The organism is Thioalkalivibrio sp. ALE10 (assembly GCF_000381385.1).
GTDB lineage: Bacteria > Pseudomonadota > Gammaproteobacteria > Ectothiorhodospirales > Ectothiorhodospiraceae > Thioalkalivibrio.
Map to the genome: position 1 here is coordinate 198,148 of NZ_KB906453.1, position 20,724 is coordinate 218,871.

The window sequence follows — 20,724 nt, forward strand, 5'->3', positions numbered from 1 at the left end:
GCCATCCTGTGGCCCGGTCCGAATTCGGTGACGCTTCGGCGGATGATGCGGTCCAACGTTAGCAGAATTGACGGGACTGTACAGCACAAAGATTGAGGTTTTTCATGGCGAAGCGAGAAATTCTCCACTTTCCCGATCCCCGGTTGCGGCAGAAGGCCGAACCGGTCGCCGAGGTGGACGACTCCATCCGCACACTGGTGGACGACATGTTCGAGACCATGTACGCGGCACCGGGCATCGGCCTGGCGGCGGTGCAGGTGAACGTTCACAAGCGTGTCCTGGTGGCCGACGTCTCCGAGGACCAGAGCCAGCCCTGGGCCCTGATCAATCCGGAGATCCTCGAGACCCGGGGCGAGGAAGAGATGGACGAGGGCTGCCTGTCGGTGCCCGGTTACTACGAGAAGGTGCGGCGCGCGGACTGGATCCGCTTCCGCGCGCTGGGTCGCGACGGCCAGCCCTTCGAGGCCGAGGCCGACGGGCTGCTGGCGGTGTGCATCCAGCACGAGATCGATCATCTCGACGGCAAGCTGTTCGTGGACTACCTGTCCAGTCTCAAGCGCGGTCGCATCCGCAAGAAACTGGAGAAGCAGGGCGCGCGCGCCGGCGGTTCCGGCAAGGCCGCGGCGCCCGCGGTCTGATGGCGGCTGCCGACAGGGACGCCCCGGCGCCGCGCATCGTGTACGCGGGAACCCCCGACTTCGCGGTTCCCGCGCTGGAGGCCCTGATCGCGGCGGGTCACCCGCCGGTCGCGGTCTATACCCAGCCGGACCGCCCGGCGGGCCGGGGCCGCAAGCTGCGTCCGGGGCCGGTGAAGCAGGTCGCGACGGCCGCCGGGATCCCGGTGGAGCAGCCGGAATCGCTGCGGGATCCGCAGGCGCGGGCGCGGCTGGCCGAATGGCAGCCGGACCTGCTGGTGGTCGCGGCCTACGGGCTGATCCTGCCGCGCGCGGTGCTGGAGATCCCGCCTCTGGGCGGGGTGAACATCCACGCCTCGCTGCTGCCGCGCTGGCGCGGGGCGGCACCCATCCATCGCGCGATCCTCGCCGGCGATGACGAGACCGGCGTGTGCCTGATGCAGATGGCCCCGGGGCTGGATACCGGCCCGGTCCACGCCTGCCGGCGGCTGCCGCTGGGCCCGCGTGCGATCACCGGCGAGGTCCACGACGCCCTCGCGCGGATGGGGGCGGAACTGCTGGTGGAGCGCCTGCCGGCGATCACGCGTGGCGAGTCGGTGCCCGAGCCGCAGGACGATGCCCGGGCGACCTATGCCGCCAAGCTCGAGAAGGACGAGGCGCGACTGGACTGGGCTCAGCCGACCCGCGAGCTGGACCGCCGCGTGCGCGCCTTCGACCCGTGGCCGGTCGCCTGGACCCGGCTGCCGGACGGCGAGGCGGTCCTGCGCATCCATGCCGCCCGGCCCGTTGAGACGGAGCAAGCGGCGACCGTGACGCCCGCCGATGCCGCGCCGGGCACCATCGTCGCCGCGGGCGGCGAGGGCGTGGACGTCGTTACCGGCGACGGTCTCCTGCGTCTGGAGCGCGTGCAGTTGCCCGGCCGGCGGCCGGTGAGAGCCGCCGACTGGGCCAATACCGGTGATCTGACCGGTCAGCGACTCGGAGGTGATACCTGATGGCCCGCCAGCCTGCCCCCCGCCAGTGCGCCGTGGAAGCCACCGAACAGGTGGTGCTGCACGGGGCTTCGCTCAACAGCGTGCTCGAACCCGCGGTGGCGGATCTCCCGGCGCGCGAGGCGGCCTGGACCCGTGCACTGGTTTACACCACCCTGCGCTGGTATCCGCAGCTGGAGGTGCTGGTGCGCGAAAGCCTGGACCGGCCGCTGCGGCGCAAGGACGGCGTGATCGGCGTGCTGCTGGCCCAGGGCCTGGCGGAGATCCTGCATTTCTCCACCCGCGATCACGCGGCGGTGCGCGAGACCGCCGAGACCGCGCGTCGCATCCATCGGCCCGGGGCCGTGGGGCTGATCAACGCGATCCTGCGTCGGGCATTGCGCGAGACCGATGCGCTGGAGGCCCGCATCGCCGAGGACCCGGTGTTGCGGCATGCCTGCCCGGCGTGGCTGATCGAGGCGATCGAGGCCGCGTGGCCCGAGCGCGCGGAGGCCGTGCTGGGCGAGTTGCTGCGCGAGGCCCCGCTGACCCTGCGGGTCAATACCCGTCGCTGGAGCCCGGCCGATGCGCTGGCGGCGCTGCGCGAGGCGGGCTTCGAGGCGCGGCTGCACGACGCCCCCGAGGGCGCGCTGACGCTCGAGGCGGCCACCGACGTGACCGCGTTGCCGGGGTTCAGTGACGGCCGGCTGTCGGTTCAGGATGTCTCCGCGCAGTGGGCCGCGCATCTGCTGGCGCCGCGCCCGGGCGAGCGGGTGCTGGATGCCTGCGCCGCTCCGGGCGGCAAGACCGGGCATCTGCTGGAGCGTGCCGGCGGCGAGCTGGATCTGGTGGCCCTGGACAGCGACGCCACGCGCCTGGAACAGGTGCGCGAGAACCTGGACCGGCTGCAGCAGGAGGCCACGCTGACCGCGGCCGATCTGGGCGACACCGACGCCTGGTGGGACGGGCGGCCGTTCGACGCGATCCTGCTGGATGTGCCCTGTTCCGCCACCGGCGTGATTCGCCGGCATCCGGACATCAAGACCCTGCGCCGCGCGGACGACATCCCGCGTCTGGCCGCCGAACAGGCCCGTCTGCTGCGCGCGGCCTGGGACCTGCTGCGTCCGGGCGGACGCCTGCTGTATGCGACCTGTTCCCTGCTGGACGCGGAAAACCAGGAAGTCGTGACCCCGTTCGTCGAGGCGACCGGTGACGCGCGTGCCGTGGAGACGGGCGCGGAAAGCCCGATTCCCGGGGCGTTGTCCCGTTCCTCCGGGGTGTCCATCCCGCCGGGGCTGGCCGGTGGCGACGGGTTCTATTATGCCCTGCTGGAGAAGGTCGCAGGCTGATGCGGCGGTTCGTCTGGCTGCTGGTGCTGGTGCTGGCGCCGGGGGTGGCCCCGGCGCTCGAGATCCGCGAGGCCAGTCATCTGTGGCTGGATGACACCACGCTGCTGGCGCGCCTGGACCTGGACATGGCCCTGCCCGAGGTGCTGGTGGACGCGCTGGAGAACGGCGTGACCCTGGGGTTCCGGCTGGAGGCGCAGGCGGAGCCCGACCGCATGCTGCCGGGGAGACCGCTGGTACGCGCGGAGAACCGCGTGCAACTGCGCTACTACCCCCTCAACCGACATTATCTGGTGACCTCGCGGGATGGCGAGCGCATGGAGCTGCGCCCCACGCTGGGGGATGCCCTGGAGCAGAGTGCCCGCCGCCTGGGGCGGATCCGGCTGGAGGACGTCCCCGAGGCGCTGCGCGAGGCCCCGGGTGACCACCGCCTGAACGCCCGGCTGTCGCTGGACTACACCGCGCTGCCGCTGCCGTTGCAGCTGGACGCCGGCCTGCGCGGCGAACTCACGGCCCGACAGGAGTGGTACGGATGGTCGCTCGACTGAAGGGTTTGCCCTGGGGGCTGCTGGGGATGATCCTGCTGTTCGTCCTCCTGCTGGCCTCGCTGCTGGTGATGGGGGACGCGGCCCAGCACCAGGCGCGTTTCGAACAGCTGTTCATCTGGCTGCTGGTGTTCCACGCCGCGGTGCTGATCGTGCTGGCCGGCCTGATCATCTATCAGGTGGTGCGCATGTTCTGGCAGTACCGCCACGGGGTTCCGGGCAGCCGCCTGACCCTGCGCCTGGTCGGCGGGTTCATGCTGGTCGCGGTGCTGCCGGTCTCGGTGGTGTACTACTTCTCTTACGAGTTTCTCAGCGAAGGCGTGGACTCGTGGTTCGACGTGCGCGTGGATTCGGCGCTGGAAGACGCGCTGGAACTGTCGCGCTCCTCGCTGGATCTGCGCGTGCGCCAGCTGGCCGAAGAGACCCAGGAGATCATGGAAGACCTGGAAGGTGTCTCCGAGGGCCTGATGGGGCTGACCCTCAACGATTACCGGCGCAGTCTGGGAGCGCAGGAGCTGACCCTGGTGGGCGCCAACAACCGCATCATCGCGTCGAGCACCGACAGCCCCATCCGCCAGCTGCCGTCACCGCCCAGCTCCGACATCCTGATGCGCGTGCGGCCGGGGCAGCCCTACTCGCGTCTGGAGCCACGCCCCGATGATCAGCTGGTGATCCGCGTGGTGGCGACCACGGCCGCGCGCCGACCCGGCACCGACAACCGCATCCTGCAGGCCGTGTACCCCGTGGATCCGCGCATGAGCGCCCTGTCCCTGCGGGTGCAGGACGCGTTTGCCGATTACCGCGAGTTCGCTTATCTGCGCGGGCCGATCACCCAGGGCTTCATCTTCACCATGTCGCTGGCGCTGGCGATCTCGCTGATGGCCGCGCTGTGGGCCGGGCTGGTGGTCGCACGGCGGCTGGTGCAGCCGGTGTCCGATCTGGTGCAGGGCACGCGCATGGTCGCCGCCGGGGACTACAACACCCGGCTGGAGGTGCGGCGGGCGGACGAACTGGGTTTCCTGGTGCAGTCGTTCAACGCGATGACCCGCACCCTCAGCGAGGCGCGCAACGAGGCCGAGCGCAACCGCCGGCTGCTGGATGCCGAGCGGGCCTATCTCGAGAGTGTGCTCAAGCACCTGCGTTCGGGCGTGCTGGCGCTCGACGGCAGCCTGCGCCTGCGCACCGCCAACGACGCCGCCGGCCAGATCCTCGAATGCGACCTGCCGGGCGCGCGCACCCGGGACATCGCCGAGGTCGGCCGCGAGTGCCCGCTGGTGCACCAGTTCTTCGAGGCCATCCGCGATCCGCTGGCCGGGCACGAGGCGGAATGGTCGCGTCAGGTGGTGGTGTTCACCCGCAGCGGGCGCAAGGTGCTGATGACGCGTGCCGTCTGGCTGCCGACCCCGGGATCCGGCCGCGGGCTGCACGCGATCGTGTTCGATGACATGACGGAATTCCTGAAGGCCCAGCGCGATGCGGCCTGGGGCGAGGTGGCGCGGCGCCTGGCCCACGAGATCAAGAACCCGCTGACGCCCATCCAGCTGTCGGCCGAACGGCTCTCGCGGCGGCTGGGCCGGGTGCTGGACGGGGCCGATCACGAGGTGCTGGAACGTGCGACCGGCACCATCATCCAGCAGGTGGAGGCGATGAAGACCCTGGTCAACGCCTTCCGCGACTACGCCCAGGCGCCCAAACTGGAACTCGGCCACACCGACGTGAACCAGCTGGTGCGCGACGTCTCCGAGCTGTACCTGGCCGCGGACGGCAGCTCGCGGGTTCGCCTGGATCTGGGCGAGGGGGTGCCGATGATCCGGGCCGACGGCGGTCGTCTGCGCCAGCTGCTGCACAACCTGATCCGCAATGCGATGGAGGCCGCGGAGGAAGAGGAACGCGGCGACGAGCTCCGGGTGGAGGTGTCCACGGCCTACGTGGAAAGCGCCTCCGGTTCCTGGATCGAACTGCGCGTGCGCGACAACGGACCGGGTATTCGTCCGGAGCTGCTGGAGCGCATCTTTGAGCCGTACACCACCGACAAGCCGCGCGGGACCGGGCTCGGTCTGGCCGTGGCGCAGAAGGTCGTGGAAGAGCACGGCGGCATCATCGAGTGCCATAATGATGATTCCGGGGCGGGCGGCGCGGTCTTCGTGATCCGCATCCCGGTGGACGAGGGCGGCCCGTCCGGGGCGTCCGCTGCCGAGGAGGAACAGCCGCAATGAGCGACGCCTACATTCTCGTGGTCGACGACGAGCCCGACATCCGCATGTTGCTGCGCGACGTGCTGGAGGACGAGGGCTACCAGGTCGCGCTGGCGGGTTCGGTGGCCGAGGCCAAGGCCCAGCGGCGCAGCCGGCGGCCGGATGCGATCCTGCTGGACGTCTGGATGCCCGACGGCGACGGGATCTCGCTGCTCAAGGAGTGGCAGGAGGACGAGGGAGCGATGTGCCCGGTGGTGATGATCTCCGGCCACGGCAACGTGGAGAGTGCGGTGGATGCGACCCGCCTGGGCGCCTACGACTTCATCGAAAAGCCGCTGACCATCGACAAGCTGCTGATTACTCTCAACAACGCACTGGAGGCCGCGCGCCTGCAGCGGGAGAACACCGGTCTGCGGCGCCAGGCCGCCCCGGTGACCGACCCGGTGGGCAGCAGCGCGGTGATGGTCAACCTGCGCGACCAGGTGCAGCGCATGGCCCAGCACGATACCTGGGTGCTGATCACCGGCGAGCCCGGGGCCGGCAAGCAGACCTTCGCGCGCATGCTGCACGCCCGCAGCGCGCGGCGCGAAAGCCCGTTCATCGTGGTCTCGGTGGGATCGATGTCGGGCGACGAGGCGGTGGCCGAGCTGTTCGGCAGCGAGCAGGGCGAGCGGGTGCGCTATGGCCTGCTGGAGCAGGCCTCCGGCGGGGTGCTGTACCTCGACGAGGTTGCGGAGATGGACCTGCAGACTCAGGCGCGCCTGCTGCATGCCCTGGACACCGGTCGCATCACGCGCATCGGCGGGGACCAGCCGATCAGCGTGAACGTGCGCGTGGTGGCGGCCACCCAGCACGATCTGGGCGAGGCCGTGGAGCAGGGGCTGTTCCGCGAGGATCTCTATTACCGCCTCAACGTCCTGCCGCTGAACGTGCCGCCGTTGCGCGAGCACGCCGAGGACATCCCCGAACTGCTGGATTACCATATGCGCCAGCTGCATCAGCAGGAGGGCCTGCCGCAGCGCACGTTCCAGCGCCCGGCCCTGGAGTGCCTGCAGCAGTATCCGTGGCCGGGGAACGTGCGCGAACTGCGCAACCTGGTCCAGCGCCTGATGATCCTGGGCTCCGGCGACGAGATCACCCGCGACGAGGTGGACCGTACCCTGTCGGGGCAGCCGCGGCGGGCGGAAGAGGAGAGCGCCGAGGGGGCGGTGACCATCCCCGACCTGCCCCTGCGCGAGGCGCGCGAACAGTTCGAACGGGAATACCTGATGCAGCAGCTGGAACGCTCCGAGGGCAACATGACGCGTCTGGCCGAACGGGTCGGACTGGAGCGTACGCATCTCTACCGCAAGTTCAAGGCGCTGGGCATCGATCCGCGCCGCGTGAAATCCGACGGCTGACGCATGAAACAGATCATCATCCTGGGGGCCGGTCAGGTCGGTCATTCCCTGGCCGAGGCCCTGAGTGCCGACGGGATCGACATCACCGTCGTCGACAACCGCGCCGAGCGCCTGGCCGAGCTGGAAGACCAGTTCGATATCAAGACGGTCCACGGATTCGGTGCCCATCCGTCGGTGCTGGATGCGGCCGGGGCGCGCGACGCGTCCATGCTGGTGGCGGTGACCGACTCCGACGAGGTCAACATGCTGGCCTGTCAGGTCGGCTCCACGCTGTTCAACATCGAGACCAAGATCGCCCGGGTGCGGGCCCGCGATTATCACGAGACCCCGGAGCTGTTCGCCCAGGACGCGATGCCGGTGGACATGCTGATCTCGCCGGAGGCGATCGTCACCAGCCACATCCAGCGCCTGATCGAACACCCCGGCTCATTGCAGGTGCTGGAGTTCGCCGAGGGGCGGGTGTCGCTGGTGGGGGTGCGCGCCTACTACGGCGGGCCCCTGGTCGGCCACGAGCTGAAGAACCTGCGCTACGACATGCCGGGGGTCCATACCCGGGTCGCGGCGATCTTCCGTCAGGACCGTTCCATCCAGCCGGACGGCAACACGGTGGTGGAAGCTGACGACGAGGTGTTCTTCGTCGCGGCGAAGAAGAACATTCGCGCGGTGACCTCCGAACTGCGCAAGCTGGAGAAGCCCTACAAGCGGATCATGATCGCCGGCGGCGGCAACATCGGCCGGCGGCTCGCCGAAGCGCTGAGCAAGCGCTACCGGGTGAAGGTGATCGAGCGCGATGCGGAGCGGGCGGACCAGCTCGCCCGGGAACTGCCCGGCAACGTGCTGGTACTGCAGGGCGACAGCGCCGACGACCGTTTCCTCGAGGCGATCAACGTCGAGCACAGCGACGTCTTCTGTGCGGTGACCAACGACGATCAGGCCAACATCTTCGCGGGGATGCTGGCCAAGCGCTACGGCGTGCGCAAGGTGATGTCGCTGATCAACCGCCCGAGCTACGTGGATCTGCTGCAGAGCGGCACCATCGACGTGGCGCTGTCGCCGCAGCAGGCCACGGTGAGCGCCCTGCTGGCCCGGGTGCGCGAGGGCGGGACCGCCACCGTGCATACCCTGCGCCGCGGCGCGGCCGAGGCGATCGAGACGGTCGTCAGCGGCGATTCGCGCACCTCGCAGGTGGTGGACCGCCGGATCGACGAAATCAACCTGCCGGAGGGGGCCAGTGTCGGTGCCGTGGTGCGCGACGACGAGGTCATCATTCCGCACCACGACACGGTGATCCATTCGGGGGATCACGTCATCCTGTTCCTCACCGACCGTGGCAAGGTGAAGCAGGTCCAGCGCCTGTTCCAGCCCAGCCCGCTGTTCTTCTGAGCCGTCCGCCGTGCTCCATCTCGCCTCCACCGCGCGCCTGCTGGGGATCCTGCTCACTCTGTTCAGCCTGAGCATGCTGCCGCCCGCACTCGTCGGGTTTATCTACGACGAGTCCACCGCGTACGTGTTCATGCAGGCGTTCATCGTGCTGCTGCTGATCGGCGGGATGCTCTGGGGCCCGCTGTATCGCGCGCATCGTGAACTGCAGCCGCGCGACGGGTTCATCCTGGTGGTGATGTTCTGGCTCGGGCTGGGTCTGGCCGGGGCGACGCCGATGGTGCTCGACCCGCATCTGAACGTCAGCTTCACCGACGCCGCGTTCGAATCCATGTCGGGCCTGACCACCACCGGGGCCACCGTGCTGACCGGCCTGGACGACATGCCGAAGGCGCTGCTGTGGTATCGCCAGCAGCTGCAGTGGATGGGCGGCATGGGCATCATCGTGCTGGCGGTGGCCATCCTGCCGCTGCTGGGCGTGGGTGGCATGCAGCTGTTCAAGGCCGAGACCCCGGGACCCATCCGCGACAACAAGCTGACCCCGCGCATCGCCGAGACCGCGCGCAACCTGTGGTACATCTACCTCGGCCTGACGGTGGCCTGTGCGGTGGCCTACTGGGTCGCCGGGATGGAGGTCTTCGACGCGATCGCGCACTCCTTCACCACCGTGGCGATCGGCGGATTCTCCACCTACGACGCCAGCCTCGGCCACTTCGATTCCGCCGCCATCGAGGGCGTGGCGATTGTCTTCATGCTGATCGCCGGGATGAACTTCGCGGTGCATTTCCTCGCCCTGCACCGTGCGTCGGTCGTGCCCTACCGGCGCGACGAGGAACTGCGCACCTACCTGATCCTGATGGCTTCGGCGGTGGCGGTGGTGGTGGCCTACATGCTGGTGACCGGCTTTGCGGCGGACGGCGCGGACGCCTTCCGCCGCGCCGCGTTCCACGTGGTGTCCATCGGCACCACCACCGGCTACGCCACTGACGACTTCTACCTGTGGCCGGGGTTCCTGCCGGTACTGTTGATCTTCCTGTCGTTCGTCGGCGGCTGCACCGGATCCACCGGTGGCGGCATCAAGGTGGTGCGCGTGCTGCTGCTGATGAAGCAGGGCATGCGCGAGGTGAAGCGCTTGATCCATCCGCATGCGCGCATCGCCGTGAAGGTCAACGGCAAGGAGGCCCCGGACCGCGTGGTGCAGGCGGTGTGGGGCTTTCTCGCGGCCTATGTGATGGTGTTCGTGGTGATGATGCTGGCGGTGATGGCCTCGGGCCTGGATCAGGTCACGGCGTTCTCGGCGGTGGCGGCCACCCTCAACAACCTCGGCCCGGGCCTGGGCGAGGTGGGGCCGAACTTCCAGTCCATCAATGACTTCAGCAAGTGGGTGCTGGTCCTCGCCATGCTGATGGGGCGGCTGGAAATCTTCACCGTGCTGGTGCTTCTGTCCCCGGCGTTCTGGCAGCGCTAGTCTGGGCGGGTATTCACGAGACAGGAGGTCGTCCATGTCGCAGATGGTCGAACGTTTCCAGAACATGCTGGACGGAGGCGAGGACTCCGCGATGCTGCGCTTCTCGCTGGGCAACGCCCTGGTGACCGATGGCCAGCAGGAGGCGGCGGTGGAGCACCTGGAGCGCGCGCTGGAGCTGGACGAGGGCTACTCCGCGGCGTGGAAACTGCTGGCAAAGACCCTGGTGGCCCTGGAGCGCCCGCAGCGTGCGCTGGAGGTCTGCGAGCGGGGCATGGCCATCGCCGAGGAGAAGGGCGACCTGCAGGCGGTCAAGGAAATGGAGGTCTCCGCGAAGCGCGCCCGCCGCCTGCTGGAGGCCGGGGGTGATGCGGACACATGAGCCGTGAGGATGCCCCCGGGGAGGAGGCGGACGTCGGTGCCTACCGGGCGCCGCTGACCGCGCGGCATTTCGCACCCCGCTACTGGCTCACCTGGGTCGGCGTGGCGCTGGCCTGGGTGCTGCAGCAGATCCCGCGTCCGGCGGTGCAGTCGCTGGCGCGGGGTATCGGCCGCCTGCTGTACCGCCGCTCGGGGCGCAGCCGCCGGATCGCCGAACGCAACCTCGAGCTGTGCTTCCCGCAGCTGGATGCGGCCGAACGCGAAGCGCGGCTGGCCGCCTTCTACCGCTACCAGGCACAAACCGTGCTGGACTATGGCCTGCTGTGGTTCGGCAAGCCCGGCGAGCATGCCTCGCGCATCCGGGTGGACGGGCTGGAGCACTACGAACGCGCGCGCTCCGACGGGACACCGGTGATCATCCTCGCCCCGCACTCGCTGGGGCTGGATTACGGCGGGGTGCGCATGAGCCAGATGTATGACGGGGTCTCCTTCGCCAAGCCGATGAAGAATCCGGTGCTGGAGTGGATCAACCACCGCAGCCGCACCCGCTACTCCGGCGATATCTTCGCCCGCGAACAGGGGCTCCGTCCGGCGATCCGCCAGCTGCGCCGCGGGCGGTTCTTCTATTACCTGCCGGACGAGGACCTGGGCGCCGACGGTGCGGTGTTCGTGGATTTCTTCGGCGTACCCAAGGCCACGCTGACCGCTCTGGGGCGGCTGGCACGCATGTCGCGGGCGGTGGTGCTGCCGAGTTTCGCCTGGTACGACCTCGCCCGCGACGAATACGTGATGCGCCTGTGGCCTCCAATGGAGGACTTCCCCTCGGGCGACGACGCCGCCGATGCCCGGGCCATGAACGCTGCCATCGAACGGGGCGTGGAACAGGCCCCGGCACAGTATCTGTGGACCCTGCGCCTGTTCCGCACGCGTCCCGAGGGCGAGCCTTCGCTCTACTGACCCATGCCCGAGGGCGACACCATCCACCGGCTGGCGGCCATGCTCCGCCCGCGCCTGGAAGGGGCGGCGCTGGAGGCGGTCGCGACCCGCGCCGCACGCGGCGAGCCCCTGCGCGAGCACGGCCCGATGCGGGCCGATGCGCTGCGCGCCCGCGGCAAGCACCTGCTGATGGAGCTGACCGGGCCTGACGATACGCCGTGGCTGCTGCGCACCCACCTCGGGATGTGGGGCACCTGGCACGAATACGCGCGCGGCGCCGAATGGTCGAAGCCGGCACACCAGGCCCATGCGGTGCTGACCCTCGAGGACCGGATGCTGGTGTGTTTCCATCCGCGCGAACTGGCCTGGCGCCGGATGCCCGCGGTGGGGTCGGAACCTGCGGACGTCGAGCGTCTTAATGCCCGGGTGGGGCCGGACCTGCTGGCCGCCGACGTGGATGTCGATGCGGTGGTGGCGCGGGTGCGCCGGGACGCGGCTGCGGACCGGCCGCTGGCGGACGTGCTGCTCGACCAGTCGCTGGCGGCGGGGATCGGCAACGTCTACAAATCGGAATTGCTGTTTCTGCATGGCTGTCACCCGCGGACCCCGGTCGGGCGGGTGAGTGACCCCGTGCTGCGGGCGCTGTATGCCGACGCGGTGCGGCTGCTGCGGCGCAACCTGCGCCCGGGGCCGCGGATCACGCGGGAGCGTGCGGAGCCGGATGCCTTCCTGTACGTCTACGGGCGTGAAGGCGAGGCCTGCCGGCGCTGTGCCGCCGTCGTGCGGCGGGCCCTGCTGGGGCAGCACGGGCGTGCGACCTGGTGGTGTCCGGTCTGCCAGCCGGAGGGCGTGGTGGGGTCGTCCCGGAACCCCGGTGGCGTTCGTCCGGACCAATGAGAACAGGAATCCACGGGGAGAGACGTCATGACGAAACCGGTTCACGTGCTGCGTCGCAGCCTGGCCGCGATGCTGGCCGGCAGTTTTCTGGTCGCGGGATGCTCCGGGGCCTCGGCCCCGTCGCCCGAGACGGTGGAGGCCTCGGCCGACGGGCTGTCGGTGGAGATCCTGCACGAGGGGCTCAATCACCCCTGGGCCATTGCGTTCCTGCCCGACGGTGGCGCGCTGATCAGCGAGCGCCCGGGCGCGCTGCGGCATTTCCCGGCCGGCGACGACGGCCCGGATTTTTCCGGTCGGGGTGAACTGGTGCCGGGGCTGCCGGATGACCTGCGGGCGCGCAATCAGGGCGGGTTGCTGGACCTGGCCCTGCACCCGGATTTCGCCGACAACCGCTGGCTGTACTTCACCTACGCGGCCAGCGTGGACGGTGGGCTGACCACGCGTCTGGCGCGCGGACGCTTCGAGGACGGGGCCCTGAGCGACGTCGAGACCCTGTTCACCGCCGAGCCGGGCGTGCGGGGCGGGCGCCATTTCGGCAGCCGCATCGTGTTCGACGACGACACTCACGTGTTCATCAGCGTCGGCGACCGCGGGGACCGTCATCAGGCACAGGATCCCTCCAACCACATCGGTATCATCATCCGTCTGCACGACGACGGTACGATCCCGGCGGACAACCCGTTCGTGGATGATGCCGACCGGCGCGACGCGATCTGGGCGTATGGCGTGCGCAACTCCCAGGGCATGGTGATGGATCCCGAGACCGGCATCCTGTGGGAGAACCAGCACGGTCCGCAGGGCGGGGACGAGGTCAACATCATCGAGCCGGGCAACAACTACGGCTGGCCGGTGATCACCCATGGCGAGGAGTACGGTGGCGGCCAGATCGGCGAGGGCATCACCGAGAAGGAGGGGATGGTCTCCCCGTTGCACCACTGGACGCCGTCGATTGCGCCTTCCGGCATGGCGATCCTGCGGGATCCGGCCTTTGCCGACTGGGACGGCGACCTGCTGGCGGGCGGGCTGGCCCACCGCACCCTGCGCCGTCTGACTTTCGATGATCGCGAGCTGGTCAGCGAGGTGGAGGTGCTGCCCGATCTGGACCGCCGGGTGCGCGACGTGCGCGTACACGACGGCGCGATCTGGGTGCTGACCGACCATAACCCCGGCGAGCTGCTGCGGCTGCGCCCGGCCGGCGACCACGGGAGCGAATGATGTTCGGCGACTGGATGCAGCCGCAGATGGTGGAGCCCGAGCGCGCCCTGCCCGGACGGGCCGAGGCCATGCCGGTGCCGGAACGCCATGCGGTGCTGGGGACCCCGCTGGCGCCGCCGTACCCCGATGGCATGGAAATCATCCACTTCGGCATGGGCTGCTTCTGGGGCGCCGAGCGACTGTTCTGGCAGCTCGACGGGGTGTATTCCACCAGCGTGGGTTACGGCGGCGGGTACACCCCCAATCCGACCTACCGCGAGGTCTGCAGCGGCCGGACCGGCCATGCCGAACTGGTGCGGGTGGTGTTCGATCCACGCGCGGTGTCGAAGGAGACCCTGTTCCGCACCTTCTGGGAGGGACATGACCCGACCCAGGGGATGCGTCAGGGCAATGATGTCGGGACCCAGTACCGCTCCGGGATCTACACCGTGGATCCGGTCCATTACGAGGCCGCGCTGGCCAGCCGCGAGCGCTTCAACGCCGCGCTGCAGGCAGCGGGACTGGGACCGGTCACCACCGAGATCCGCGAGCTGGAGGCGTACTACTTCGCCGAGGACTACCACCAGCAGTATCTGGCGAAGGTTCCGGACGGCTATTGCGGCCTGGGTGGCCTGCGCGTCGCCTATCCGTCCCCGGTCTGAGCGATCCGTTCGCGGGCCGCGGCCACCAGCGCGCGGAACAGGCGCTGGTGGCGGGCCTTCTGCGGCAGGTATTCGGGGTGCCACTGCACGCCGATGCAGAAATCACGGCCGCCGGCCTCGATGGCCTGGACCACGCGCGAGGGTTCGCGTCCGACAACCTTCAGGTCGTGGCCAAGGCGGTCGACGGCCTGATCGTGCAGGGCGTTCACGCGCAGCGGTGCATCGCCAAGGATGGCGGACAGCCGCGAGTGCGGATCCAGTCGTACCTGTTTGACCGGCAAGAGGCTGCGGGCGTTGGGGGTCTCCGCGTGGAACGCGGCCAGGTCGCGATGCAGACTGCCGCCGCGCACCACGTTGATCAGCTGCATCCCGCGGCAGATGCCGAGGATCGGCAGGTGCTCGTCCAGCGCGTGGTGAATCAGGGATTTCTCCAGCCGGTCGCGCTCCGGGTCCAGCGATGACCTCTTCGACTGGAACAGCCGGCGCAGCACCCACAGCGCGGGATAGAAGGCGTAGCCGATCAGGCGCTGCGACAGGCGTTGCTCCGCCCGGCGGATGGCAGTGGTGTCAGGGCCCCCTGGCAGGGTTTCGCCATAAAGCCCGGGGTCGACGTCGGCCCCGCCGCCGACGATCAGCGCGTCGATGCGGCGGTTGCGGCGGGGGTGCCCGGGGCGGATGCGCAGGGGACGGCCGCCGGCCCGCCACACCGCCAGGGCGGTGAACAGCCACGCGGGCGTGCCGCCACGGTCCGGGCCGGTGACGGCGATCACCGGACGCTGCGGGCGCTCAGAACCAGGCACGCAGTCGCTGCATCCATTCATCGGTCCAGCGGCCAACTGCCTGGCCCGGGCGCTCCAGATACTCCCGCGCGAGCCGTTCCAGACGTTCGGGATGAGCGGCCAGCTGTTCCACTTCCACCCAGCCGTTCAGCGGGTGCGCCAGGCTCCAGTCCGGGTCGTCGATGCGGCAGTCCGGCAACCGGTAATGCAGGGCGGGACGCGGCTTGATCAGTTCGTGTTCCACCGGCGCCGCCGCAACGCGTTCGGGGTCCAGCTCCGCCAGCACCGGGAGCAGGTCCAGCGGACGGTTGCGCGTGGGGTTGTGTGCCAGCCAGGTGTCGATCAGCGATGCGCGGTCCGGGGTGAAATCGGGATCGAGAATGTAGCGCACGAAGGCGCCCGGGAACGGCCGGATATAGGGCGACAGGCGGCGCGACAGGTCGATGGCCCCCGCCTGCGCGAGGATCTCGTACATGAGCACGAAGGCCCGCAGTACGGCCAGCAGCCATTCGGGCTCGCGGCTGTGGATCTCGATGTTCAGCTGCAGCCCGAACGCGTACAGCAGCGAGCGCTCGGTCCCCAGCGCGCCTTCCTGTTGCAGTGCGGCACGCACCCGGTCCAGTCGGGGCAGCTGCGCAGGTTCCAGGGGTGGCGCGACGATCTCGTGCGGGACCAGGCGCCCGGCGGCATCGGCCAGCCAGGCCTCCAGTGCTTCCTGGTCACGGTCTTCCAGGTCGACCCCCAGGCGGGCCAGGTGCTCGCGATAGCCGCGGTCCTTGAGTACGCGGGCATCCAGCTCCAGCTGGAAATCCCCCGCGTCGCTGTCGCGGACATGCAGCACGAAGGCATGCTCGGCCTCGATTTGCCCGCCGAATTCGTCGATGATGGCGCGGGCCATCGTCTCCAGCGAGACGCCCGCCATCTCGATTTCCACGCCGACCCGGCGCAGGGCCCCCTCGGGGGTCCGGGTCCACGGCAGTGGCTGAAACGAAGTGGTGGACATGCGGCGGCTCTCCTGGCGACGCTGTTCGGTCGGACTGTCCGGGCATGGTAGCGCGTTGCGCCACGATCGCACGCCCCGGTGTACGCGGGCGGGGGCAGGCAGTACGATAAGCCCCTTCGCAACCCTGTGTCCCCGGTGTCCCGCATGGACCGTATCTATCTGCGCGATCTCGAAATCCCCGCCGTGGTCGGCGTCTACGACTGGGAACAGCGCATGCAGCGCCCGCTGCGCTTCGACATCGAGCTGGCGGCGGACACTCGCGTGGCCGCCCACTCCGGTGAGATCGAAGACACGGTTGACTACGAGGCCGTGGCCAACGCGGTGCGGGCCATCGTGACCCGTGAACCCCACATCCTGCTCGAATCCCTCGCCGAGGAGATCGCCGAGACCCTGATGGCGCAGTTCGGTTCGCCGTGGCTGCGCATTACCCTGGGCAAACCGGGCGCGGTGGCCGGGGTGCGCGAGGTGGGCATCACCATCGAACGCGGCTCGCTCGCCACCGACTGAGACCGAGCAGGCCCCGACCGACCGCCAGGACGCTTCCGCGCTTCCTGCTCCTGTTTCCCGCACAGATTTCCCGCACTGCTCCTTCCCGCGCGGCGCCCTTTCCGGTGGCGTCCCCGGCTCGTATTGCCCTCTTTTGGTGCGTCTGCACTTTGTGATTGCACCCGTTCGTGGCAATCACCCGTGGTTTGCCCGCAACAGGGTTGCATAAAACCGGATTTTGCCCCGTTTCACGTTTCTGGCACGCCCCCTGCAAGGAACGGGTGTCGACAAGCAGCGACATCCAGAAAACACGCAGAGGGAGTCAATCAATGAAGAAATTCGCCTATTCCGCCGTCGCCACCGCGATCCTGGCCGTCGGGTCTACCGGGGGTGTCGTCTTTACTTCCAGCGCGGCCGCTGAATTCTCGGCCAACATTTCAATTGTTTCCGATTATGAACTGCGCGGTTTCTCCGAAACCGACGGGGGTGCCGCAATCCAGGGTGGTTTTGACTGGGAGCATGCCTCAGGCTTCTACATGGGCACTTGGGCATCTAATGTCGATTTCGGCAGTGCGTACGACGATGACGAACGTGTGACTGTAACGGACGACACCACTTACGAGCTGGATCTTTATCTTGGTTTTGCAGATTCATTTGATAACGGGTTCGGCTATGACGTGGGTTATGTCTACTACGCCTATCCGGATGCGTCTGTAACTACTGTTGACGAAGATGATGGGACGTCGTCCTCGTCTTCCGTCTCTTACGATTTCGGCGAACTGGTCGGGTCAGTCAGTTATGACATGGACATGATCGGCTTTTACGGCGGTGTTCAGTGGGTGGTGACCGACAGCGCGTCCGAGTCGCTTCTGGAAAGCGACGACGTCTATTTCTACGGCGGCCTGGATGTCCCGTTCGCCGAGGTCTACAGCGCCGGCTTCATGGTTGGTCGCCAGACCTTCGACGACAGCGATGCCGACGACTACACCCACTACTCCGCCAGTCTCGCCCGTGATGCCGGCGAATTCGGCGAATTCAGCCTGAACCTGGCCTACGCCGATGTCGATGACGAGGACATGCGCGCCTGGGTGGGCTGGTCGAAATCCTTCTGATCGTTGAACCGGAAGCAAAACATCGTTGCGGGTCGTTGCCCCCGGGCAGCGGCTCGCCGGAGAGGAGTCTGACATGAAGATGATTACTGCCGTGATCAAGCCGTTCAAGCTTGATGATGTGCGCGAGGCGATGTCCGAGATCGGTGTGCAGGGCATCACCATGACCGAAGTCAAGGGTTTCGGTCGTCAGCGTGGCCACACCGAACTGTACCGCGGTGCTGAATACGTCGTGGACTTTCTGCCCAAGGTCAAGCTGGAGGTTGCGGTGGATGACAGCCTGGTCGACCAGGTGATCGAAGCCGTTTCGAAGGCCGCGAGCACCGGCAAGATCGGGGACGGAAAGATCTTTGTCTCGCCGGTCGAGCAGGTCCTGCGAATCCGCACGGGTGAAACCGGAACCGAAGCGCTCTGAGCGCCCATCTCGGTCATTATTAGATGAGGTAATCCGAAAATGGATATCGAACAGCAAGTCGTCGAGGTGGCCTACGCCCTTGATACCTTTTACTTCCTGATGGCCGGCGCGCTGGTCATGTGGATGGCCGCGGGCTTTACCATGCTCGAGGCCGGCATGGTGCGGACCAAGAGCGTGGCCGAAATCCTCACCAAGAACATCTCCCTTTATTCCATCGCCTCGGTCATGTACATGCTGATCGGCTACAACATCATGTACAGCGACGGGCTCACCTCGTTGATCCCGGGCCTGGGCTTCTTTATCACCGGTGACAACGCCGTGTCTGAGGTGCTGGGCAGCGGTGGCGACATCTACTACTCCGACCGCGCGGACTTCTTCTTCCAGGTGGTGTTCGTGGCCACCGCGATGTCGATTGTTTCCGGGGCGGTTGCCGAACGCATGAAGCTGTGGGCCTTCCTCGCCTTCGCCGTGGTCCTCACCGGCGTGATCTACCCGATCCAGGGCTTCTGGAGCTGGGGGGGCGGCATGCTGGACCAGATCGGCTATCTCGACTACGCCGGTTCGGGCATCGTCCACTTCACCGGTGCCGTGGCCGCGCTGGCGGGCGTCCTGCTGCTGGGGGCGCGCAAGGGCAAGTACGGCAAGGACGGCCAGATCAACGCGATCCCGGGCTCCAGCATGCCGCTGGCGACGCTGGGCGTGCTGATCCTCTGGCTGGGCTGGTTCGGCTTCAACGGCGGTTCCGAGCTCAAGGTGTCCGACGTTGAATCCGCGAATGCCGTGGCGGCCGTGTTCACCAACACCAACCTGGCCGCGGCCGGGGGCGTGATTGCCGCGCTGATCACGACCCGTCTGATGTTCGGCAAGGCCGATCTGACCATGGCCCTGAACGGCGCGGTCGCCGGCCTGGTGTCCATCACCGCCGAACCGCTGATGCCCAGCCCGCTGCTGGCGACCTTCATCGGCGCCGTGGGTGGCGTGATCGTGGTGTTCTCCATCGTCGCCCTGGACAAGGTCAAGATCGATGACCCGGTGGGTGCGATCTCGGCCCACGGCACGGCCGGCATCTGGGGTGTCCTCGCGGTGCTGCTGTCCAACCCGGATGCGACCTTCGTGGCGCAGATCGCGGGTCTGGCGGCGATCTTCGTCTTCGTCTTCCTCGCCAGCCTGCTGGTGTGGTTCGTCCTCAAGATGGCCATGGGCATCCGCCTGGGTGAAGAGGAAGAAGAGATCGGTGCCGACGTGACCGAGTGCGGCCTCGAGGCCTACCCCGAGTTCACGAACAAGTAACGCGAAACCCATAGCCTGTACGCAGGCTGGACGGGGCCGGAAGGCCGGCCCCGCAACTTGTCTCCTCCGACGCCGACAGCACGGTCTCTCCCAGGACCCGGAAGTTGGCCTTCAGGGCGCCCTCGCGGCGCCCTCTTTTTTTGCGATGGCCCGTGCGGTTCCCGACGGTTACCATCATGCGCCCGTCCCCACGAGTAATGTCATGCAGCCCCTGCTGGAACTCCGTCAATTGCGAACCGACCGCCTCGGCCCCGTGGACCTGCGCGTGCAGCCCGGCGAGCTGGTGCAGATCACCGGCGCCTCCGGCGCGGGGAAGTCGCTGCTTCTGCGGGCGATTGCCGACCTGGATCCGAACACCGGCGAGGTGTGGCTGGACGGCGCGGCGCGTGACGCGCTGACGCCCCCGGAGTGGCGCCGGCAGGTGGCCTACGTCCCGGCGGAGACCGCCTGGTGGGGCGATCGCGTGGACGAGCATCTGCCCGCGGACTGGGCGCGTGATGACGCCGAGGCCTTTCTGGAGCATCTGGGGCTGGAACACGGCGCCCTGGACTGGGAGGTGGAGCGGTTGTCCAGTGGCGAGAAACAGCGTCTGGGGCTGCTGCGGGCCCTGCTGACCGGGCCGCGCGTACTGCTGCTGGACGAACCCACCGCCAACCTCGACCTGGAGAACACCCGCCGCTTCGAGCGGCTGGTGCGGGCCTGGATGGCCGAACGCGAAGCGGCGGCCCTGTGGGTCACCCATGACACGCAGCAGCGCGACCGTCTGGGTGGGCGCATCCTGAACCTGAGTGACGGCCGGCCGGAGGGCGCATCATGGACCTGATCCGGCTCAGCCCGTTCGACCTCGCGCTGGCGGCGGTACTGGTGGTGCTGCTCGCGGGCGTGACGATGTGGGCCCGCATGGGCGTGGGCCGCACCCTGCTGATCGCCGCCGTGCGCACCGTAATCCAGCTGTTGCTGGTGGGCCTGGTGCTGCAGACCCTGTTCGATCATGCCCACCTGGGCTGGGTCGCGCTGATGGCGGTGGTGATGCTGGCGGTGGCCGGCTACGAGGTGATGGCCCGCCAGCAGCGACGTTTTGCCGGGATCTGGGGCTACGGGATCGGCGCGGCCACCATGTTCGTGTCCTCGTTCGCGATTACGGTGCTGGCACTGACCACCATGGTCGGCCCCAGCCCGTGGTGGGAGCCGCAGTACGCGATCCCGCTGCTGGGGATGCTGCTGGGCAACACCATGACCGGCATCGCCCTGGGCCTGGACCGGCTCACGCAGAACGTCTGGCGCGAGCGGCGCACCATCGAGGGCCGGCTGGCGCTGGGGGCGTCGTGGAGCGAGGCCGTCACCACCATGCGCCGCGAGGCGGCGCGTTCCGGACTGATGCCCACCATCAACGCGATGGCCGCCGCGGGCATCGTCAGCCTGCCGGGCATGATGACCGGACAGATCCTCGCCGGCGCCCCGCCGGTGGAGGCGGTCAAGTACCAGATCCTGATCATGTTCCTGATCGCCGCCGGCACCGGCTTCGGCGCCATCGGCGCGGTGTGGTTCGCATCCAGCCGCCTGTTCGACCACCGCCAGCGTCTGCGCCTGGACCGTCTGAAGCCCGGACGCCACACCTGAAGACGAACGAACGGA

At 68.4% G+C, this 20,724-nt stretch carries 21 protein-coding genes; 19 read left to right on the forward strand and 2 right to left on the reverse strand.

What is annotated here, in order from left to right; genetic code table 11:
* Positions 1-104 precede the first annotated feature (104 nt).
* The 13 genes from def to msrA are packed head-to-tail and all read left to right on the forward strand — an operon-like array spanning position 105 to position 14,007.
* On the forward strand, positions 105-638 hold the full coding sequence (gene def, locus F788_RS0109045; protein WP_026279430.1) for a peptide deformylase: 534 nt from the start codon (positions 105-107) through the stop codon (positions 636-638).
* A complete protein-coding gene (gene fmt / locus F788_RS0109050; RefSeq protein ID WP_019589955.1) occupies positions 638-1,630 on the forward strand; it encodes a methionyl-tRNA formyltransferase in 993 nt (330 codons plus the stop codon). Before def ends, fmt begins: the two co-directional genes overlap by 1 nt.
* Entirely contained in the window at positions 1,630-2,955 is a 1,326-nt protein-coding gene (rsmB, locus tag F788_RS0109055; protein ID WP_019589956.1) for a 16S rRNA (cytosine(967)-C(5))-methyltransferase RsmB, read from the forward strand. Before fmt ends, rsmB begins: the two co-directional genes overlap by 1 nt.
* On the forward strand, positions 2,955-3,500 hold the full coding sequence (locus F788_RS0109060; protein ID WP_019021658.1) for a DUF4390 domain-containing protein: 546 nt from the start codon (positions 2,955-2,957) through the stop codon (positions 3,498-3,500). The genes rsmB and F788_RS0109060 overlap by 1 nt, the downstream gene beginning before the upstream one ends.
* Positions 3,485-5,713 carry an ATP-binding protein gene (locus F788_RS0109065; RefSeq protein ID WP_019589957.1) on the forward strand — a complete coding sequence of 743 codons (2,229 nt, stop codon included), beginning with the start codon at positions 3,485-3,487 and terminating at the stop codon, positions 5,711-5,713. The genes F788_RS0109060 and F788_RS0109065 overlap by 16 nt, the downstream gene beginning before the upstream one ends.
* On the forward strand, positions 5,710-7,092 hold the full coding sequence (locus F788_RS0109070) for a sigma-54 dependent transcriptional regulator (RefSeq protein WP_019589958.1): 1,383 nt from the start codon (positions 5,710-5,712) through the stop codon (positions 7,090-7,092). The genes F788_RS0109065 and F788_RS0109070 overlap by 4 nt, the downstream gene beginning before the upstream one ends.
* Positions 7,093-7,095: 3 nt before the next feature.
* Positions 7,096-8,475 carry a Trk system potassium transporter TrkA gene (trkA, locus tag F788_RS0109075; RefSeq protein WP_019570212.1) on the forward strand — a complete coding sequence of 460 codons (1,380 nt, stop codon included), beginning with the start codon at positions 7,096-7,098 and terminating at the stop codon, positions 8,473-8,475.
* 10 nt (positions 8,476-8,485) lie between these two features.
* On the forward strand, positions 8,486-9,940 hold the full coding sequence (locus F788_RS0109080; protein WP_019589959.1) for a TrkH family potassium uptake protein: 1,455 nt from the start codon (positions 8,486-8,488) through the stop codon (positions 9,938-9,940).
* 34 nt (positions 9,941-9,974) lie between these two features.
* Positions 9,975-10,319, forward strand: coding sequence for a tetratricopeptide repeat protein (locus F788_RS0109085; protein ID WP_018869187.1), 345 nt, complete (start codon positions 9,975-9,977; stop codon positions 10,317-10,319).
* Entirely contained in the window at positions 10,316-11,275 is a 960-nt protein-coding gene (locus F788_RS0109090) for a lysophospholipid acyltransferase family protein (RefSeq protein WP_019589960.1), read from the forward strand. The genes F788_RS0109085 and F788_RS0109090 overlap by 4 nt, the downstream gene beginning before the upstream one ends.
* Positions 11,276-11,278: 3 nt before the next feature.
* On the forward strand, positions 11,279-12,151 hold the full coding sequence (locus tag F788_RS0109095) for a DNA-formamidopyrimidine glycosylase family protein (protein ID WP_019589961.1): 873 nt from the start codon (positions 11,279-11,281) through the stop codon (positions 12,149-12,151).
* Positions 12,152-12,178: 27 nt separating this feature from the next.
* On the forward strand, positions 12,179-13,366 hold the full coding sequence (locus F788_RS0109100; protein ID WP_019589962.1) for a PQQ-dependent sugar dehydrogenase: 1,188 nt from the start codon (positions 12,179-12,181) through the stop codon (positions 13,364-13,366).
* Entirely contained in the window at positions 13,366-14,007 is a 642-nt protein-coding gene (msrA, locus tag F788_RS0109105) for a peptide-methionine (S)-S-oxide reductase MsrA (RefSeq protein WP_019589963.1), read from the forward strand. The genes F788_RS0109100 and msrA overlap by 1 nt, the downstream gene beginning before the upstream one ends.
* Here the strand turns inward: msrA and F788_RS0109110 are convergent.
* Together F788_RS0109110 and F788_RS0109115 are read right to left on the reverse strand one after the other, a co-directional pair.
* A complete protein-coding gene (locus F788_RS0109110; protein WP_019589964.1) occupies positions 13,989-14,777 on the reverse strand; it encodes a gamma-glutamyl-gamma-aminobutyrate hydrolase family protein in 789 nt (262 codons plus the stop codon). The two genes, msrA and F788_RS0109110, sit on opposite strands and share 19 nt — an antisense overlap.
* A 16-nt stretch (positions 14,778-14,793) precedes the next feature.
* Positions 14,794-15,789, reverse strand: a complete 996-nt coding sequence (locus F788_RS0109115; RefSeq protein WP_019589965.1) for an amidoligase family protein — start codon at positions 15,787-15,789, stop codon at positions 14,794-14,796.
* A gap of 144 nt (positions 15,790-15,933) precedes the next feature.
* On the opposite strand from F788_RS0109115, the gene folB reads away from it, so the two are divergent.
* From folB to fetB, 6 genes are all read left to right on the forward strand, one after another.
* On the forward strand, positions 15,934-16,296 hold the full coding sequence (gene folB / locus F788_RS0109120; protein WP_018869194.1) for a dihydroneopterin aldolase: 363 nt from the start codon (positions 15,934-15,936) through the stop codon (positions 16,294-16,296).
* 308 nt (positions 16,297-16,604) lie between these two features.
* Positions 16,605-17,387 (forward strand): TorF family putative porin, encoded by a 783-nt coding sequence (locus tag F788_RS0109125; protein ID WP_019589966.1) that lies wholly within the window; start codon positions 16,605-16,607, stop codon positions 17,385-17,387.
* Positions 17,388-17,460: 73 nt separating this feature from the next.
* Positions 17,461-17,799: a P-II family nitrogen regulator gene (glnK, locus tag F788_RS0109130; RefSeq protein ID WP_018869196.1), complete on the forward strand. Its 339-nt coding sequence runs from the start codon at positions 17,461-17,463 to the stop codon at positions 17,797-17,799.
* Positions 17,800-17,838: 39 nt separating this feature from the next.
* The gene (locus F788_RS0109135; RefSeq protein ID WP_019589967.1) at positions 17,839-19,089 is read left to right on the forward strand and encodes an ammonium transporter; all 1,251 of its coding nucleotides are present in this window, start codon (positions 17,839-17,841) and stop codon (positions 19,087-19,089) included.
* A 202-nt stretch (positions 19,090-19,291) separates the two neighbouring features.
* Entirely contained in the window at positions 19,292-19,912 is a 621-nt protein-coding gene (locus F788_RS0109140) for an ATP-binding cassette domain-containing protein (protein WP_019589968.1), read from the forward strand.
* Positions 19,903-20,709 (forward strand): iron export ABC transporter permease subunit FetB, encoded by an 807-nt coding sequence (gene fetB / locus F788_RS0109145; RefSeq protein ID WP_019589969.1) that lies wholly within the window; start codon positions 19,903-19,905, stop codon positions 20,707-20,709. The genes F788_RS0109140 and fetB overlap by 10 nt, the downstream gene beginning before the upstream one ends.
* Positions 20,710-20,724: the final 15 nt, after the last annotated feature.

Bases quoted from the DNA above. Each gene is read 5' to 3' on its own strand.
- F788_RS0109090 (WP_019589960.1), top strand. From the start codon at position 10,316: ATGAGCCGTGAGGATGCCCCCGGGGAGGAGGCGGACGTCGGTGCCTAC.
- F788_RS0109115 (WP_019589965.1), bottom strand. From the start codon at position 15,789: ATGTCCACCACTTCGTTTCAGCCACTGCCGTGGACCCGGACCCCCGAG.
- F788_RS0109085 (WP_018869187.1), top strand. From the start codon at position 9,975: ATGTCGCAGATGGTCGAACGTTTCCAGAACATGCTGGACGGAGGCGAG.
- F788_RS0109095 (WP_019589961.1), top strand. From the start codon at position 11,279: ATGCCCGAGGGCGACACCATCCACCGGCTGGCGGCCATGCTCCGCCCG.
- msrA (WP_019589963.1), top strand. From the start codon at position 13,366: ATGTTCGGCGACTGGATGCAGCCGCAGATGGTGGAGCCCGAGCGCGCC.
- glnK (WP_018869196.1), top strand. From the start codon at position 17,461: ATGAAGATGATTACTGCCGTGATCAAGCCGTTCAAGCTTGATGATGTG.
- def (WP_026279430.1), top strand. From the start codon at position 105: ATGGCGAAGCGAGAAATTCTCCACTTTCCCGATCCCCGGTTGCGGCAG.
- fmt (WP_019589955.1), top strand. From the start codon at position 638: ATGGCGGCTGCCGACAGGGACGCCCCGGCGCCGCGCATCGTGTACGCG.
- F788_RS0109135 (WP_019589967.1), top strand. From the start codon at position 17,839: ATGGATATCGAACAGCAAGTCGTCGAGGTGGCCTACGCCCTTGATACC.
- fetB (WP_019589969.1), top strand. From the start codon at position 19,903: ATGGACCTGATCCGGCTCAGCCCGTTCGACCTCGCGCTGGCGGCGGTA.
- F788_RS0109070 (WP_019589958.1), top strand. From the start codon at position 5,710: ATGAGCGACGCCTACATTCTCGTGGTCGACGACGAGCCCGACATCCGC.
- rsmB (WP_019589956.1), top strand. From the start codon at position 1,630: ATGGCCCGCCAGCCTGCCCCCCGCCAGTGCGCCGTGGAAGCCACCGAA.
- trkA (WP_019570212.1), top strand. From the start codon at position 7,096: ATGAAACAGATCATCATCCTGGGGGCCGGTCAGGTCGGTCATTCCCTG.
- F788_RS0109125 (WP_019589966.1), top strand. From the start codon at position 16,605: ATGAAGAAATTCGCCTATTCCGCCGTCGCCACCGCGATCCTGGCCGTC.
- folB (WP_018869194.1), top strand. From the start codon at position 15,934: ATGGACCGTATCTATCTGCGCGATCTCGAAATCCCCGCCGTGGTCGGC.
- F788_RS0109060 (WP_019021658.1), top strand. From the start codon at position 2,955: ATGCGGCGGTTCGTCTGGCTGCTGGTGCTGGTGCTGGCGCCGGGGGTG.
- F788_RS0109065 (WP_019589957.1), top strand. From the start codon at position 3,485: ATGGTCGCTCGACTGAAGGGTTTGCCCTGGGGGCTGCTGGGGATGATC.
- F788_RS0109100 (WP_019589962.1), top strand. From the start codon at position 12,179: ATGACGAAACCGGTTCACGTGCTGCGTCGCAGCCTGGCCGCGATGCTG.
- F788_RS0109140 (WP_019589968.1), top strand. From the start codon at position 19,292: ATGCAGCCCCTGCTGGAACTCCGTCAATTGCGAACCGACCGCCTCGGC.